Below are 14,412 nucleotides of genomic sequence, written 5' to 3'. Positions count from 1 at the left end.
GGCAATCGCCCGGCACGCGGTCAAGCCCGTACCGACCCCTTTAGGGCAACCCTGTCCGGTGCATAATGGTCCAGCAGGGCGGTGGGCAGGATGTCAACGCGCACGCCCTCGGTCCAGACCAGCGCGCACACGACCTGCCTGCCCGGATAGACTCCGCGCAGCAGGGCGCGGTAGGCCGCCATCTGGCGCAGGTAGAGCACCGGGGTCTGGCCAATATCATCTGGCGGGTGGCGGTTGGTCTTGAAGTCGCACACCGTAACCGTATCGGCATTGACCACCATGCGGTCCACCTGCCCCACGATCACCTGCTCGCCCACGATTCCGGCCAGAGGCTGCTCCACGCGGCTGCCGGGGGCAAAAAGTGCCGCAAGTTCTGGCTGCTCCATAACCGCAAGCACCGCTGCCACCAGTTCATCACGCATGTCTGGCGCAAGCCCCGCTGCCGGGCGCGACAGCCAGGCATGGGCCAGTTCCGCCCGCGCATCAGGCGCGCAGTCGGGCAGGTACTGCAACAGGGCATGCACCAGTTGCCCGCGTTGCAGGGCGCGGGCGCGCCGGGCCGTGGCATCCGCCCGGTCGCGCACCGTGCTGGCCGCAACCAGCGGCGAACGCACGGCGGGCTGCGGGCCAAGGGCTACATCATCGGGGCGGCTGGGTGCGAGCGGGCGGGCCAGCGGGCCTTCCGCCACGGGCAGCACCGGCCGCCACAGCGGCGCATGGCCCATCCAGTCCGGCAGGGTGACGGGGTGTTCCTCCTCCCGCGCCGGGGCCTGCGGCCTTGCCGTGGGCGCGGAAACAGTGCGCTGTTCCTCCAGCACAAGGCTTTCGCCCTCCCAGCCCAGATCAAAAGGCCGGGCCTCGGCCCCTGCCTGCTCGAAGCCACGGTGGCACAGATCATACCAGCAGCCATCGGGCACACCCCGGCTCGGCTTCCAGCCGCATACCACCAGCCGGTCGCTCGCACGGGTCAGCGCCACGTAGAGCAGGCGATTATATTCCTCCGCCGCTTCCTGTTTTATTCTTTCCTGCAGCGCTGCGGTCAGGTCGGTGGCCAGTTCGCGGCGGGGCACCCATATGGGAATGTCGAGGCCGGTCTTCTGGTCCTGTTTCCACAGGATGTTGGTGTCAGACCGGGGGCTGGCAATGGTGTCGGGCAGCACCACCAGCCGCGCCTGCAACCCCTTGGCCCCATGCGCGGTCATGACGCGCACCATGTTGGCCGAGGCATCGGGTTCGTGGCGCACGGTCTCATCCGAGGCATTGAGCCAGTGCAGGAAGCCCTGCAGCGAGATGGCGTGCGCCTCCTCAAAGCGGAGTGCTGCGGAGAGCAGTTCATCCACCGGCTCCACCGCCTCCGGCCCGAGGCGGGCCAGCAGCCGCGTGCGCCCGCCCAGCGGGCCAAGCGCTTCGGCCAGAAGCTGGTAGGGCGTTGCGTAATCCACCTGCCGGAACAGCGTGTTGAGAATATGCCACGCCGTCGCCCAGTCCGGGCGCTCGGCATGGCGCGCGCGCAGCACCGCCCACAGCGGCCTGCCATCGCGGCCTGTTGCCAGATGCATGAGCGACCCATCATCCAGCCCGCCAATGGGCGAGGTCAGCACGCAGGCCAGCGTCAGGTCATCCTGCGGCAGCAGCAGGCATGCGCACAGCGCCATGAGGTCCTGCACCGCAAGCTGGTCGGTCAGCACGGTGCGCACGAGGGTGGCCACCGGCACGTCGTTGGTTTTGAGCGCGCGGATCAGGGCGCGGGCAAAGGCCGAGCGGCGGGGCACGAGAATCAGCACGTCACCCGGCGCAAGGGGTGCCTCGCCCGGTGCCGGGGGCCTGCGCAGTTCGGCTGCGATCCAGGCGGCCAGCGTATCGGCCAGGCGCTGCTGGGCCGTGGACTGCCCCGCATTCAGCCGGGGGGCCTGCCAGGGGCTGACCGCCTCGCCATCCTCCTCCACCGGCACGGGGGGCCAGATCTCGACGCGGCCACCCTGGCCGGGGCGGGCGGTGACATGGGGGGGAATGGTGCCATCAGGCTCGACCACGCCACGGGCGGCGGCGGGGTTGGCGAATACGCTGTCCACCAGTTTCAGCACCGGGGCGGTGGAGCGGAAGGAAACGGTCAGGGCCGGTTCGCGCCACAATGCCTCGGCGGCCACGGCACGCTGGCGAAAACGCTGCCGCCACGCGCGGAAGGCCTCGGGATCGGCCCCCTGAAACGAATAGATCGACTGCTTGTAATCCCCCACCGCGAAGATGGTGCGCGGCGTGCCCTCGTCATCATGCGTGCCTTCGCCCGCGAAGAACTCCGCCGTCAGGCCACCGGCGATGGCCCACTGGTCGGGCGAGGTATCCTGCACTTCATCGAGCAGCAGGTGGTCGATGCCGCCATCGAGCTTGTACAGCACCCACGCCGCGCCGGGATCGCGCAGCAGTTCGAGCGTGCGGTCGATCAGGTCGTCATAATCAACCATGCCCTGCGCGCTCTTGCGCGTGGCGTAACGCTCCAGCACGGGCTGGGCCACGGAAAGCAGCGCGCAGGTCAGTTCAAACACCTTTATCGCGCGCATCTGCTGCTCGATGGCGATGATGCGCGCAGCCTCCGCCAGCAACTGCTCGACCAGAACCGGGCACTGGACGGCAAGCTTCGCGTTCAGGCCGCCGCGCTGGCGGGGGGCGCCATCGTTTTTGAGCAACGCCTTGCGCCACACGGGCCATGTCGCCGCGCGGGTGGCGGGGTCCTGCCCCAGCCACGCCAGCATGGTTTCGGCCTGTGTCCTTACGGTAGGCGATCCCTCCTGCGCCGCGTAACGCAGGCCATCGCGCAGGGCTTGCTCATCGGGGATGGTGGCGCAGGCATGGCGCAGCACCTCCTCCACGCTGCGCCCGCTTATGCCCAGCAGGCGCATCAGTGCGGCCTCGACGCTGGCCCGGTCGCGCACCCACTGCCGCGCCACCGGCAGCAGGCGGCGGGCATGCGCCTGCAGCCGGGCGATCAGGGCCGTAAAGTCGCCCACGCCGATCTGGCCCGCCAGCAGCGCCACGGCGGGGCCGCCCGCGCCCACCACGTCCTCAACCGCGGCGCGCTGGGCCAGACGGGCATCGGTCTCCTCGATCAGGGTGAAATGCGGGCTGATCGCGGCCTCGATGGGGAAGCGCCGCAGCAGCGACTGGCAGAAGGCATGGATGGTGCCAATGCGCATGCCGCCCGGCAGGTCGAGCACGCGGGCAAAGAGTTCGCGCGCCACCTCCCGCGTGCGGTCATCCACCGGCACGGACAGGCGGGCGAGTTCGCCGTCAAGCGCCTCATCGGGCAGCATGACCCACTGGCCCAGCCGGTCCTGCAGGCGGATCGACATTTCCGCCGCGGCCGCCTTGGTAAAGGTCAGGCACAGGATGCGACCGGGGTCGCTGCCCGCAACGCGGGTGGGCACGCCGTCACGGTCGGGCACATCACGCGGCAGCATGAGGCGCAGCAGCCGGTCGATCAGCAGCTTGGTCTTGCCACTGCCTGCCGAAGCCGAAACAAACACCGAGGCCTGCGGGTCAGACGCCTGGGCCTGGCTGCGATTGGCAAGACCGATGGCATCCATCGTGGTGTCGGCCTGGGGGGGGGACACGTTCATCCGCCATTCTCCTCACGCGCCGCACTCCATTCCGCAACACGGGCCAGATGGGCGTAATCGGCAAAGCGCGGTTCCTCGCCGGGATAGGGGTGCGACAGGTAAGGCTGGTCGGGATCGTCGTAACCGGCCACCAGATCACGCAGCCCCGCGCGGCACGATGCGATCAGTTCGGTCAGTTCCGCCCCGCGCGCCACGTCGAGCACCAGGGCTGGCACATGGCCGCCGGTCAGCCGCCAGTATACCAGTTCGGCCACCGTGCCCGCGACGGGAGGCGGGAAGCCGCCGCTTTCAATCATCGCGGCCTCAAGCACCAGCTGCGACTGCCAGCCCTCCAGCACGCTGCGCCGGGTGGGCAGCGTGCCGGTCTTGTAATCGAACAGGCTCAGCGTGCCATCACCGTGGCGGTCGATCCGGTCGGCCCGGCCGCGCAGGGTGAAGGGGCCGCCGGGCAGGTCTTCAAGCTGCATCCGCCCGCTCAGTTCGGTCAGCACCGCGCGCGCGCCACCCGTGGCCCGACGCGCCTGTTCGGTCTGGGCGCACCACGTGGCGATGCGTTCCAGCCTTGGCGCCCACCAGGCGGCAAGTGCGGGGCGCAGTTCGGCCTCGCGCAGCACATCGGCAAAGACGGCCTGCATCTGCGCTTCGCCGCCTGCTGGCCAGTCGGTTGGGTGGGCGCGGAACCAGCGGTCGAGGGCCGTGTGCACGATCTGCCCGTAATCCGCCGCATCGGCCAGTTCCTCAAGGTCGGGCAGCCGGTTGAGGCGCAGGATGCGGCGGGCATAGATGGCATAGGGGTCGCGCATCCATGTCTCGATCTCTGTCACCGACAGGCTGCGGGGGCGCAGGGCGAGCGCAGGGCGGGGTTGCGGCGGGCTTGCTGGCTGCACCAGCCCGCCGGGCGGCCGGTCCAGGCTGTCAAGCCAGCGCAGGGCGGGGTGTGGCGGCAGGACATGGCCGTGGCCTGCCAGATAGGCATTGAGCCTGACCAGCCACCGCGCGGGCACGGTGGGCGCGCCCTGCCGCCGTGCCGCCATGGACAGCACCACCCGTGGCGCAGCACAGGCGCACGCAACAAAGTCATGCGCGGCCTGACCTATGGCCCATTCCGGCGAGGGCAGGCCCACGCGGGTGCGCATGGGGCGGCTCATCCACGGCCCCGGATCGGTGGCGGGGGGCCACACGGTCTCGACCAGCCCACCGAGCACGATGGTGTCGGCTGTCTGCAACCGCGCCTCGAGCAGGCCCCAGATGAACACGCGCGGATGCACCGCCGTGCCCTCGCGCCCGCGCACCGCGCGCCGCCCCTGCACCGTCATGCCCGCAAGCGAGGAGGCCAGCAGCCCATCCAGCGCGCCCAGCCTTGCATCGGGCAGCACGTCGCACCATGCCAGCATGGCGCTCATGTGCTGGCCCAGCGCGTTGCCTTCCTCACCGGCCCACAGGCGCTCGGCGCCATCGGTAGTGTCGGTCGCGGCAAGGGCCTGCGCGGTCTCGATCAGGGCCGCGAGCAGGGTGGAGACCGGCACCAGGCTGGCGCGCGGCAGGGCGAGCAGCGGGCCGAGGGCGGTTTCGAGCCGGTTGATGAAGGCGGTGATTTCCTCCGGCGCGTCAGGCGCATCGGCCAGCGCGCCGTGCGGGTCCTGTGCCGCGCGGGCCAGCGCGCTGCGCAGCCCGGCAATGCCCGGTGGCGGGGCGGGGCCACGCAGCACCAGCCGCTCGAGCTGCCGGGCGCTGGCGCGGCAGTTGCCCGGCGCAAGGCCACACGCCGCCAGCGGGTGCTTGATGACCGAAAGCAGCGCCACGGGCGAAAGCCCGCCATCCACCGCCTGTATGATGAGCCGCAGGAAGGCGGTCTGCGGAATGGTGAGCAGACTTTCGCCCGCGCTGTCATCGGCAATGACACCCCAGCGCACCAGTTCGGTGGCAACGCGCCCGGCCAGCGCGCGGTCGGGAGTGACGAGGGCTGCGCGCCTGCCGGGCTGCTCGAGCACCTGACGCAGCACCATGGCGATGGCCGCCGCCTCCTCCTGCTGGTCGGTGCTGCGCAGCACCGACAGGCCATCGGCCATGACCGGGGCCTCGGGGTCGCGCCAGCCCGCCAGCGCATGGGCGGGCAGCAGGGCGCGGGCCAGCAGGCTGGCGCGCGGGATGGGACTGCTGGCCACGCACCCCCGTGGCAGATCGCCCCACTGTTCCATGCCCGCACGCTCAAGGCCGAGTTCGGCCAGCATGTGCGCAGTGCCCGCCTGCGGGTGGTCGGGCGGCAGGTTGCACCAGACGCTATCGGCACATTCCATATCCACGCCCGGCAGCACCAGCCGCCCATCGGGCAGCGAAAGCACGGCACGCAGCATGGCGATGGTGGATGGCACGGCATCGGAAAAACCCGCCGCCCAGATGGGGTAGCCCGCAGGGGGCGGCGCCTCCAGCCACCGCGCGGCCTGCGCGTGCAGCAGGGCGGTCTGGCGGGCCACGGGGTTCATCACCCCCTGCTCGGCCAGCCAGGCAGGCCAGACCTGGGTAATGATGGACAGGAACTGCACGGTCAGGTGCCAGTGCTGGGCAAAATCGCCCTCGGCGGCGTGGGGCAGGCGTTCGCACAGGTCGCATTCCGCCCATTCCGCCTCATCCATCAGGTCGGCCAGCGCGCGGGCCAGTGGCCAGGCCTGGTCCACGCCCTGCACATCGCCAAAGGCGCGGCCCGCCTGCATGACCAGCAGCGTAAGCGTGGCAAGGCGGCGCACGGGATCGACCGCAGGCGGCAGGTCCAGCGCATTGCGGCCCGAGAGCGCAAGGGCCGCCTCATCAAGCCCGGCAATGGGGGCGATGCGCGGCAGCAGGATGGGGCGGCCATCGACCTGCCGCACGAAGGCCTCGGTCAGGGCGCGGGCGGCGCGGCGGCTGGGCAGCAGGATCAGGCCATTGCCGCAGGCCTGCGGGTCATGCCCCGCCTGCGCCAGCCAGCGCGCGGCGATCTGGTCCACAAACGGCACATGCTGCGGAATGACGGCGGCACGGCCCCGCACGCCCGTCTCTGCGGGTTGTGTCACAGTCCGGTATCCGCATCCGGGTTGAGGGTTGAATGCAGCACGCGTTCGGCGGCCGCGATATCAGCGGGCCGCGAGAGGTGGAACCACAGCGAATCATGCACGATCACGCCCAGGCGGCCCGCCTCCATGGCCCGGTCCCACAGCCTGTTCATGCTGAAGCCACCCTCGGGCGCTGCATCAAACAGCCGGGGCGAGACAATCTGCACGCCGGTAAAGATGTAAGGCGTGATCTCGCCTGCGCGCGGGCGGCGCGGCCTGCCATGGGCATCGACGGCAAAATCGCCATGCCCCACCTCGCCCACCGCACGCGTCATGCCGCCAAGCAGCAGCATGGCGTCCATGCCGGTGGGGTCGAACGCCGCCGCCAGCCGCCGCAGGGCGGGCACCGGGCCGTTGAGCCACATGGCATCGCCATTGAGCAGAAAGAACGGGTCCGGCCCGATCCGGCCCGCGCGCAGGGCGCTTGCGGCACTCCCGCCGGTTTCGAGCAATGTCTCCTCGACCTGCTCGACGGTGCGGGGGCCGCGATGGGCTGCAGCCCGCGCGGCCAGCGCCGCATGGATGGCATCGGGCTGCCAGTGGGCGTTGACCACCACCTGCGCCACACCCGCCGCCTCGAGCCGGTCGAGCACGTGATCCAGAATCGGCTGGCCCGCCACGCGCAGCAGCGGCTTGGGCACCGATTCGCTCAGGGGCCGCATGCGCCGCCCCAGCCCTGCGGCAAAAACCATGGCGGTACGGGGCATGTTCACGCTCATGGGGCATCTCCTGTATCGGGGTTCGTCAATTGCGCCAGCCGCCTGCCGTCGCCTGCCAGCCGGGCTACACGCCCGCCCGCCGCATCGGGCACGAGGCTCACGCGCAGCGCATCAGGCGGCGCCAGGTCGCCCAGCCGGTCGGGCCATTCAACCAGCACGATGCCCTCGCACGCCTCATCCCACCCCAGCTCATGCAGGGCCTCGGAGCCATCGAGCCGCCACAGGTCAAAATGCGCAACCGGGACCGCCGGGGCATCATAGACCTGTACGAGGGTATAGGACGGGCTGGGCACTTCCATTTCCGCATCCCCGCACAGGGCGCGCAGCAGGGCGCGGGCCAGCGTGGTCTTGCCAGCGCCCAGATCGCCTTCCAGCAGCACGACATCGCCGGGGCGCAGCACGGCGGCCAGCGCCCGGCCCAGCGCCTGCGTGGCCCCGGTGTCGGGCAGGGAAATTTCACGCCACGAAAGGTTTGCATCCATGCCGCTCAGTGTGCCCCCGCCCTGCCTCCGCGCACAAGAGGGATGGCAGGCGGCATGCACGGAAAACCATTTTCATATCCTGCGCCCTGATGCGGAAGGAGAAATGTCTTTTCAGTCGTTTAGCGCCGCCGCGCACACCATCGTCACGCGCCAGGCTGCGCCCGAGGCTTGCGCCTGCGGGCACAACCAAGCAAAACCGCACCTGAGATATGCCTTTAACCAGACCACGGACTGCAGGACAGCTGAGCCGGACATGACCACGCCCTCCCCCACCCACACCACCGATGTCGCCATTATTGGCGCGGGCCCTGCCGGGCTGTTTGCCGCCTTTGAATGCGGCATGCTCAAACTTGGCTGCGTGCTGATAGACGCGCTTGATGAAATTGGCGGCCAGTGCGCAGCGCTCTACCCCGAAAAACCGATCTATGACATTCCCGCCCACCCCGCGATCGAGGGTGGCGCGCTGATCGGGGCCCTTGACCAGCAGATCGCGCCCTTCGATGTGCCACGCCTGCTTGGCCGCCGGGTCGAGCGCCTTGAGGGCACGCGCGGCGCCTTCGTGCTGGGCACCACGAAGGGCGACGTGATTGCGGCGCGCGCTGTCATCATCGCGGCCGGTGCGGGTGCGTTTGGCCCCAACCGCCCCCCGCTTGAAGGACTGGCGGCGTTCGAGGCCACGGGGAGCGTGCAGTATTTCGTGCGCCGCCGCGCCGATTTTGCAGGCAGGGACGTGCTGATTGCAGGCGGTGGCGACTCAGCAGTGGACTGGGCGCTGTCATTGCGCGAGGTCGCGCGCAGCGTAAAGCTGGTGCACCGCCGCGACCGTTTCCGCGCCGCACCCGAAAGCCTGCGCCAGCTTGACGAGGCCGTAAGCCGGGGCGAGGTGGAAAAGATCATCGGCTACCAGCTTCATGGCCTGCACGGCACGGACGGCGCGCTTGCGGGCGTGGATCTGGCCACGCTTGATGGCACGGTAAGACATGTGGCCTGCGACCACCTGCTGCCCTTTTTCGGGCTGGCGACCGACCTCGGGCCGATTGCGCAGTGGGGGCTCGACACCCTGCGCGGCACCATTCCCGTCACCCCTTCCACCTGCGAGAGCAGCCTGCCCGGCATTTTCGCGGTCGGCGATGTGGCGACCTATCCCGGCAAGCTCAAGCTGATCCTGCAGGGCTTTACCGAAGGGGCCATGGCGGCGCACGCCATCCACCCCATCGTGCACCCCGACAGGGCGCTGCATTTTGAATATTCCACCAGCAAGGGCGTGCCTGCGGGCTGATGGATGGCTGATTTCAGCCATCCAATCCTGTCATAACTCAAACGGTTGACCATTGCTGCCGTCTGGCGCATCCCCGATGTGTTGATGACGGAAGAATAAGGGGCAGATCGTGAAAGTTATCGTTCTGGGCGCAGGCGTGGTTGGCGTAACAGCGGCATGGTATCTTGCCAAGGAAGGCCATGAGGTCACGGTCATTGACCGCCAGCCCGCCGCCGCGATGGAAACCTCGTTTGCCAATGCGGGCCAGATCTCGCCGGGTTTCTCCTCCCCCTGGGCCGAGCCCGCGCTGCCGCTCAAGGTGCTGCGCTGGATGGCAGGACCACACGCGCCCATCGTCGTGCGCCCGCGTTTCGACCTGGCCATGATGCGCTGGCTCGAGCAGCTTCTGGCCAACTGCAACGCGCATGACTACGATATCAACAAGTCCCGCATGCTGCGCATCGCGACCTACAGCCGCGACTGCCTCGATGCCCTGCGCCGCGATACCGGCATTACCTATGATGACGAGCAGCGCGGCCTGATCCAGCTTTTCCGCACGCAAAAGCAGGTGGACGCCGCCGCCCGCGACATGAAGCTGCTCGACCTTGCGGGCATTGCCCACGAGTTCCTCAGCCCCGATGACATTGCCCGCCACGAGCCGGGCCTGATGGAAAACCGCCACCTGTTTCAGGGCGGCCTGCGCCTGCCCGGCGATGAATCGGGCGACTGCCACATGTTCACCGCCCGCCTGGCCCAGAAGGCGGAAGAAGAACTTGGCGTCACCTTCCATTACGAGACCAATATCGAGGCGCTCGATGCCTCGGCCACCGATATTCTGGGCGTGCGCACATCCATGGGCCGCATGACGGCGGATGCCTATGTGGTGTCGATGGGCAGCTATTCGCCGCTGCTGCTGCGCCCGCTGGGCATCAGGCTGCCGGTCTACCCCACCAAGGGCTATTCGCTGACGCTGCCGGTAACCGATCCGGCCCGCGCCCCGGTTTCCACCGTCAATGACGCGACCCACAAGGTCTCGGTCACGCGGCTGGGCGACCGCATCCGCATTGGCGGCACGGCGGAACTGACCGGCTATAACCTGCGCCTGAGCCGCGACCGGCGCGAACTGCTCGAGCTTTCGTTCAGCGAGTTGTTCGGGGCGGGTGGCGACCTGTCGCAGGGCGCTTACTGGACCGGGCTGCGCCCGAGCACGCCCGATGGCACGCCAGTAATCGGGCCTGCGGGGCGCTTTGCCAATCTGTGGCTCAATACCGGCCACGGCACGCTGGGCTGGACCATGGCCTGCGGCTCGGGCCGCGTGCTGGCCGACCGCATGAGCAACAAGCCCACCGAGATCCCCTGCCTCGACCTGTCCATCGACCGTTACGCCACGGCCTGAAGCCAGACGGGCCGTTCATCATCAGAACATTTTGGGTGCCGCTTTGTTTAAAAACGGCACCCAAAGACTTTTATCACCATGTTGTTTTCAAACAGTTCGCCAAAAAAAAGCCCGGCATGAACCGGGCTTTTTTCGTGCAACCGTAACCAGCCCCAAACAGAAGCCGGTTACAGGAATGCGGGAATTACTGAGCGGCCGGGGCAGCAGCGGGAGCAGCCGCGTCCTTCTTGGCGCCATGGTGGTGCGTGCCATTGTGATGGCGGCCACCGTGATGCTTCTTCTTCGCGCCAGCTTCTGCCGGAGCAGTCGTGGCGTCGGCTGCGTCAGGCGTGTGCTGCGGTGCGGAAACGGCCGGAGCGGTCGGCTCGGCGGTCTGCGCCATGACAGGTGCTGCAACGCCCATGACGGCAACAGCGGAAAGGGCAGCCAGGAAACGACGGGTGGAAACGATCATATAAAAATACTCCAGGACTCAGGACTGTATGTCCCAATATGCCAATGGGTTGACGAATCGTGCCAACCAGTCTGGCTTCCCTGCTTTACCATGAAGCAGGAAAGTCGTCCTGAATTAAAATTCTTAAATTTACGTATATGTTCTCACTTCTGCCGCAAGGTGACCGCAATCTCAAGAACTGAAACATTACTAAAGATTGCAGCCACTCTCACGCCTGGCAGAAATCAGTCAACCGAGCCCGAACGCTCGCGCTTCTTGCGCTCGTGCGGGTCGAGGTAGCGCTTGCGGATGCGCACGGCAGACGGCGTGACCTCAACAAGCTCGTCATCCTCGATATAGGCGATCGCCTGCTCGAGGTTCATCTTGCGCGGCGGGATCAGCAGCAGGGCCTCGTCCTTGCCGGCAGCGCGGATGTTGGTCAGCTTCTTTTCACGCACCGGGTTCACTTCAAGGTCATTCTCGCGTGAATGCTCGCCGATGATCATGCCCACGTAAACCTTCTCGCCCGCATCGACGAACAGCGTGCCACGGTCCTGCAGCGAGAACAGCGAATACTGCGTGGTCGCCCCGTCTTCCGACGAGATGAGCGAACCGTTGCGGCGGCCTGCAATCGGCCCGACATAGGGCTGATAGCCGTGGAACAGGCGGTTCATGATGCCCGAGCCGCGCGTATCGGTCAGGAATTCGCCATGATAGCCGATCAGCCCGCGCGAGGGGATGAGGAAGCTCAGGCGCACCTTGCCGCCGCCCGAAGGCTGCATGTCCTGCATGATGCCCTTGCGCAGCGCCATCTTCTCAACCACGACGCCCGAATACGGCTCGTCCACGTCGATCAGGACTTCCTCGAACGGCTCTTCGCGCTCGCCGGTTTCCTCATTGGTGCGGAACAGCACGCGGGGGCGGCCGATGGTCAGCTCGAAGCCTTCGCGGCGCATCTGCTCGATCAGCACGCCAAGCTGCAGTTCGCCACGGCCCGCGACCTCGAAGGCCTCGCTCTCGGGGCTTTCGGACACGCGGATGGCGATGTTGCCTTCCGTTTCCTTGAACAGGCGGTCACGGATCTGGCGCGAGGTGACCTTCTTGCCTTCGCGGCCGCCAAGCGGGCCATCGTTAAGGCGGAAGGTCATGGACAGCGTCGGCGGATCAACCGGGGTGGAGGGCAGCGGCTCCTTGACTTCAGGGGCTGCGATCGTCTCGGGAATCGTCGCTTCCGACAGGCCGGCCACGGCCACGATGTCGCCTGCTTCCACTTCTTCCACCGGCACGCGGTCAAGGCCACGGAAGGAGAGCAGCTTGGTCAGGCGGCCGGTCTCGACCACCGAGCCATCAGGGCGCAGCACATGCACGGGCATGTTCATCTTCGCGATACCCTGCTCGACGCGACCGGTCAGCACGCGGCCAAGGAAGTTGTCGTTCTCGAGGATGGTGGCGACCATCGCGAACGGCGCGTCCTTGTTGACCTTCGGCGGCGGCACGTGGCTCAGGATCAGGTCGAACATGGGCGACAGGTCCTTGCGCGGACCTTCGATCTCGGTATCGGCCCAGCCCTGGCGGCCCGAGGCGTAGAGCATGGGGAAGTCGAGCTGCTCGTCATTGGCGCCAAGCGCCGCGAACAGGTCGAAAATCTCGTTATGCACTTCATCGGGGCGGGCGTCGCCACGGTCGATCTTGTTCACGACCACGATCGGCTTCAGGCCGCGCGCGAGCGCCTTGCCCACCACGAACTTGGTCTGGGGCAGTGCGCCTTCGGCGGAATCGACGAGCACGATAGCGCCGTCAACCATGCTCAGGATACGCTCCACCTCGCCGCCGAAATCGGCATGGCCCGGGGTGTCGATGATGTTGATGCGGGTATCTTTCCACACCACCGAGGTGCACTTGGCAAGAATGGTGATGCCACGCTCGCGCTCAAGGTCATTGCTGTCCATGGCGCGTTCAGCGACGTGCTGGTTGTCACGGAAGGAACCGGACTGTTTCAGAAGCTGGTCGACCAGTGTGGTCTTGCCATGATCGACGTGCGCGATAATGGCGATATTGCGGATATCCATAAGTGCTCTTGACCTGACTTTCCTTGGCGTTACGCCATACGGGTGCGCGGCGGCACATGCGGGCGACACCCGTGCGTGCGGCGGCGGAATAATTGGCTGCTGGCTGCGTAGATAAAGCGGACTGGCGCGGATTGCACGCGAAACTTCGCGCACAACCCCGTCAAACGCCCGGCCCCATGCCCTTCAGGTCAGAAATCCATGTCCTGGCGCATGTTCATGAGCGGGCGCGCGCCGTAATGCGAAATCACTTCCGAGGCCGCGACACTGCCCAGCCGCCCGCATTCGGCAAGCGTGCGGTCCGATGTCCAGCCGGCAAGGAAGCCCGCGGCATAGGCATCGCCCGCGCCGGTGGTGTCGATCACCTGCGTGCGCACGCTGTCGATGACGATGCGCTGCTGGTCCTGGATGATGACGCTGCCCTTCTCCGAGCGGGTCAGCACGGCGAAATGCGTGTCAGCCGCGACAAGGCGGGCGGCGTGATCGAAATCGGCGGTCTGGTACAGCGCGCAGATCTCGTCCTCGTTGGCGAACAAGATGTCGATATGCCCGCGCACGAGGTCAAGGAACGCCGCGCGATGGCGGTCGACGCAGAATTTGTCGGACAGCGAGAGCGCCACCTTGCGGCCGGCCTCATGGGCAATGCGGGCCGCGGTGCGAAAGGCCTCCTGGGCTGCTGGCGGGTCGAACAGGTAGCCTTCCATGTAGGTGACCTTGGCGGACTGGACCACATCGGCAAGCACGTCTTCGGGGCAGAAATTCACGCATGCACCCAGATAGGTGTTCATGGTGCGCTGGCCATCGGGCGTGACCACGATGATGCAGCGCGCGGTGGGGTGTGCTGTGCCCGCATCGCCCTGCAGCGGCGATGAGGGGAAATACACCCCCGCGCCCTGCATGTCGGTGGCGAACGCCTTGCCCGGCGCATCATCGGCCACCTTGCCCAGATAGGCCACGCGCGCGCCCATGTTGGAGGCGACGACACAGGTATTGGCCGCCGAGCCGCCACCCATTTCCTTCTCGCGCCGGATCTGGCCATACAGCGCCTCGGCGCGGGCAGCGTCGATCAGCATCATACCGCCCGGCGTCATGCCGTTGCGCTCCGGGAAGGCTGCTTCCACCGGTGCCAGCACATCGACGATTGCGTTGCCGATGCCCAGCAGGTCAAACCGGCATTCTGCCGCCTGTCCCGAATTTTCCATATCCTGTGTCACTCCCATCGCTGATCGGGCCCAATATGCAGGCAAGGCGCAGGTGCGCCACGAAATAACCCATTTTTTCAGGCCAAAGTCGCCCTTCGCTATCATTGGCGGGTAAATGGCGCAATGCATGAAGTTTTTTATGCCTCTTCCGGC

At 67.3% G+C, this 14,412-nt stretch carries 9 protein-coding genes; 2 read left to right on the top strand and 7 right to left on the bottom strand.

Translation table 11 applies throughout. The annotated features are described in order from the left end of the window. Window positions 1-20: 20 nt before the first annotated feature. From addA to tsaE, 4 genes are read right to left on the bottom strand one after another with little or no spacing between them, the layout of a single operon-like run. Window positions 21-3,614: a double-strand break repair helicase AddA gene (gene addA, locus R5N89_RS01485; RefSeq protein ID WP_110568015.1), complete on the bottom strand. Its 3,594-nt coding sequence runs from the start codon at window positions 3,612-3,614 to the stop codon at window positions 21-23. Then, the gene (gene addB / locus R5N89_RS01480; RefSeq protein ID WP_110568013.1) at window positions 3,611-6,664 is read right to left on the bottom strand and encodes a double-strand break repair protein AddB; all 3,054 of its coding nucleotides are present in this window, start codon (window positions 6,662-6,664) and stop codon (window positions 3,611-3,613) included. Before addB ends, addA begins: the two co-directional genes overlap by 4 nt. Beyond that, window positions 6,661-7,422, bottom strand: coding sequence for a nucleotidyltransferase family protein (locus R5N89_RS01475; protein WP_110568011.1), 762 nt, complete (start codon window positions 7,420-7,422; stop codon window positions 6,661-6,663). Before R5N89_RS01475 ends, addB begins: the two co-directional genes overlap by 4 nt. After that, window positions 7,419-7,904 carry a tRNA (adenosine(37)-N6)-threonylcarbamoyltransferase complex ATPase subunit type 1 TsaE gene (gene tsaE, locus R5N89_RS01470; RefSeq protein ID WP_110568009.1) on the bottom strand — a complete coding sequence of 162 codons (486 nt, stop codon included), beginning with the start codon at window positions 7,902-7,904 and terminating at the stop codon, window positions 7,419-7,421. The genes R5N89_RS01475 and tsaE overlap by 4 nt, the downstream gene beginning before the upstream one ends. 253 nt (window positions 7,905-8,157) lie before the next feature. Between tsaE and R5N89_RS01465 the strand changes: the two genes are divergently transcribed. Then, on the top strand, window positions 8,158-9,183 hold the full coding sequence (locus R5N89_RS01465; protein WP_110568007.1) for an NAD(P)/FAD-dependent oxidoreductase: 1,026 nt from the start codon (window positions 8,158-8,160) through the stop codon (window positions 9,181-9,183). 109 nt (window positions 9,184-9,292) lie between these two features. After that, entirely contained in the window at window positions 9,293-10,558 is a 1,266-nt protein-coding gene (locus R5N89_RS01460; protein ID WP_110568005.1) for a D-amino acid dehydrogenase, read from the top strand. Window positions 10,559-10,742: 184 nt separating this feature from the next. Here the strand turns inward: R5N89_RS01460 and R5N89_RS01455 are convergent, their stop codons facing one another. The 3 genes from R5N89_RS01455 to R5N89_RS01445 all read right to left on the bottom strand — a co-directional run bounded on the left by R5N89_RS01455 (window position 10,743) and on the right by R5N89_RS01445 (window position 14,259). Then, complete coding sequence (locus R5N89_RS01455) at window positions 10,743-11,012, bottom strand: hypothetical protein (protein WP_110568003.1); 270 nt, start codon at window positions 11,010-11,012, stop codon at window positions 10,743-10,745. A 224-nt stretch (window positions 11,013-11,236) separates the two neighbouring features. After that, window positions 11,237-13,060: a translational GTPase TypA gene (gene typA, locus R5N89_RS01450; protein ID WP_110568001.1), complete on the bottom strand. Its 1,824-nt coding sequence runs from the start codon at window positions 13,058-13,060 to the stop codon at window positions 11,237-11,239. Window positions 13,061-13,248: 188 nt separating this feature from the next. After that, window positions 13,249-14,259 carry an adenosine kinase gene (locus R5N89_RS01445; protein ID WP_110567999.1) on the bottom strand — a complete coding sequence of 337 codons (1,011 nt, stop codon included), beginning with the start codon at window positions 14,257-14,259 and terminating at the stop codon, window positions 13,249-13,251. Window positions 14,260-14,412 lie beyond the last annotated feature (153 nt).

The organism is Komagataeibacter sucrofermentans DSM 15973 (genome assembly GCF_040581405.1).
Lineage (GTDB): Bacteria > Pseudomonadota > Alphaproteobacteria > Acetobacterales > Acetobacteraceae > Komagataeibacter > Komagataeibacter sucrofermentans.
Note: the sequence above shows the minus strand (reverse complement) of the source record. Positions and strands in the feature narration are given on the sequence as shown.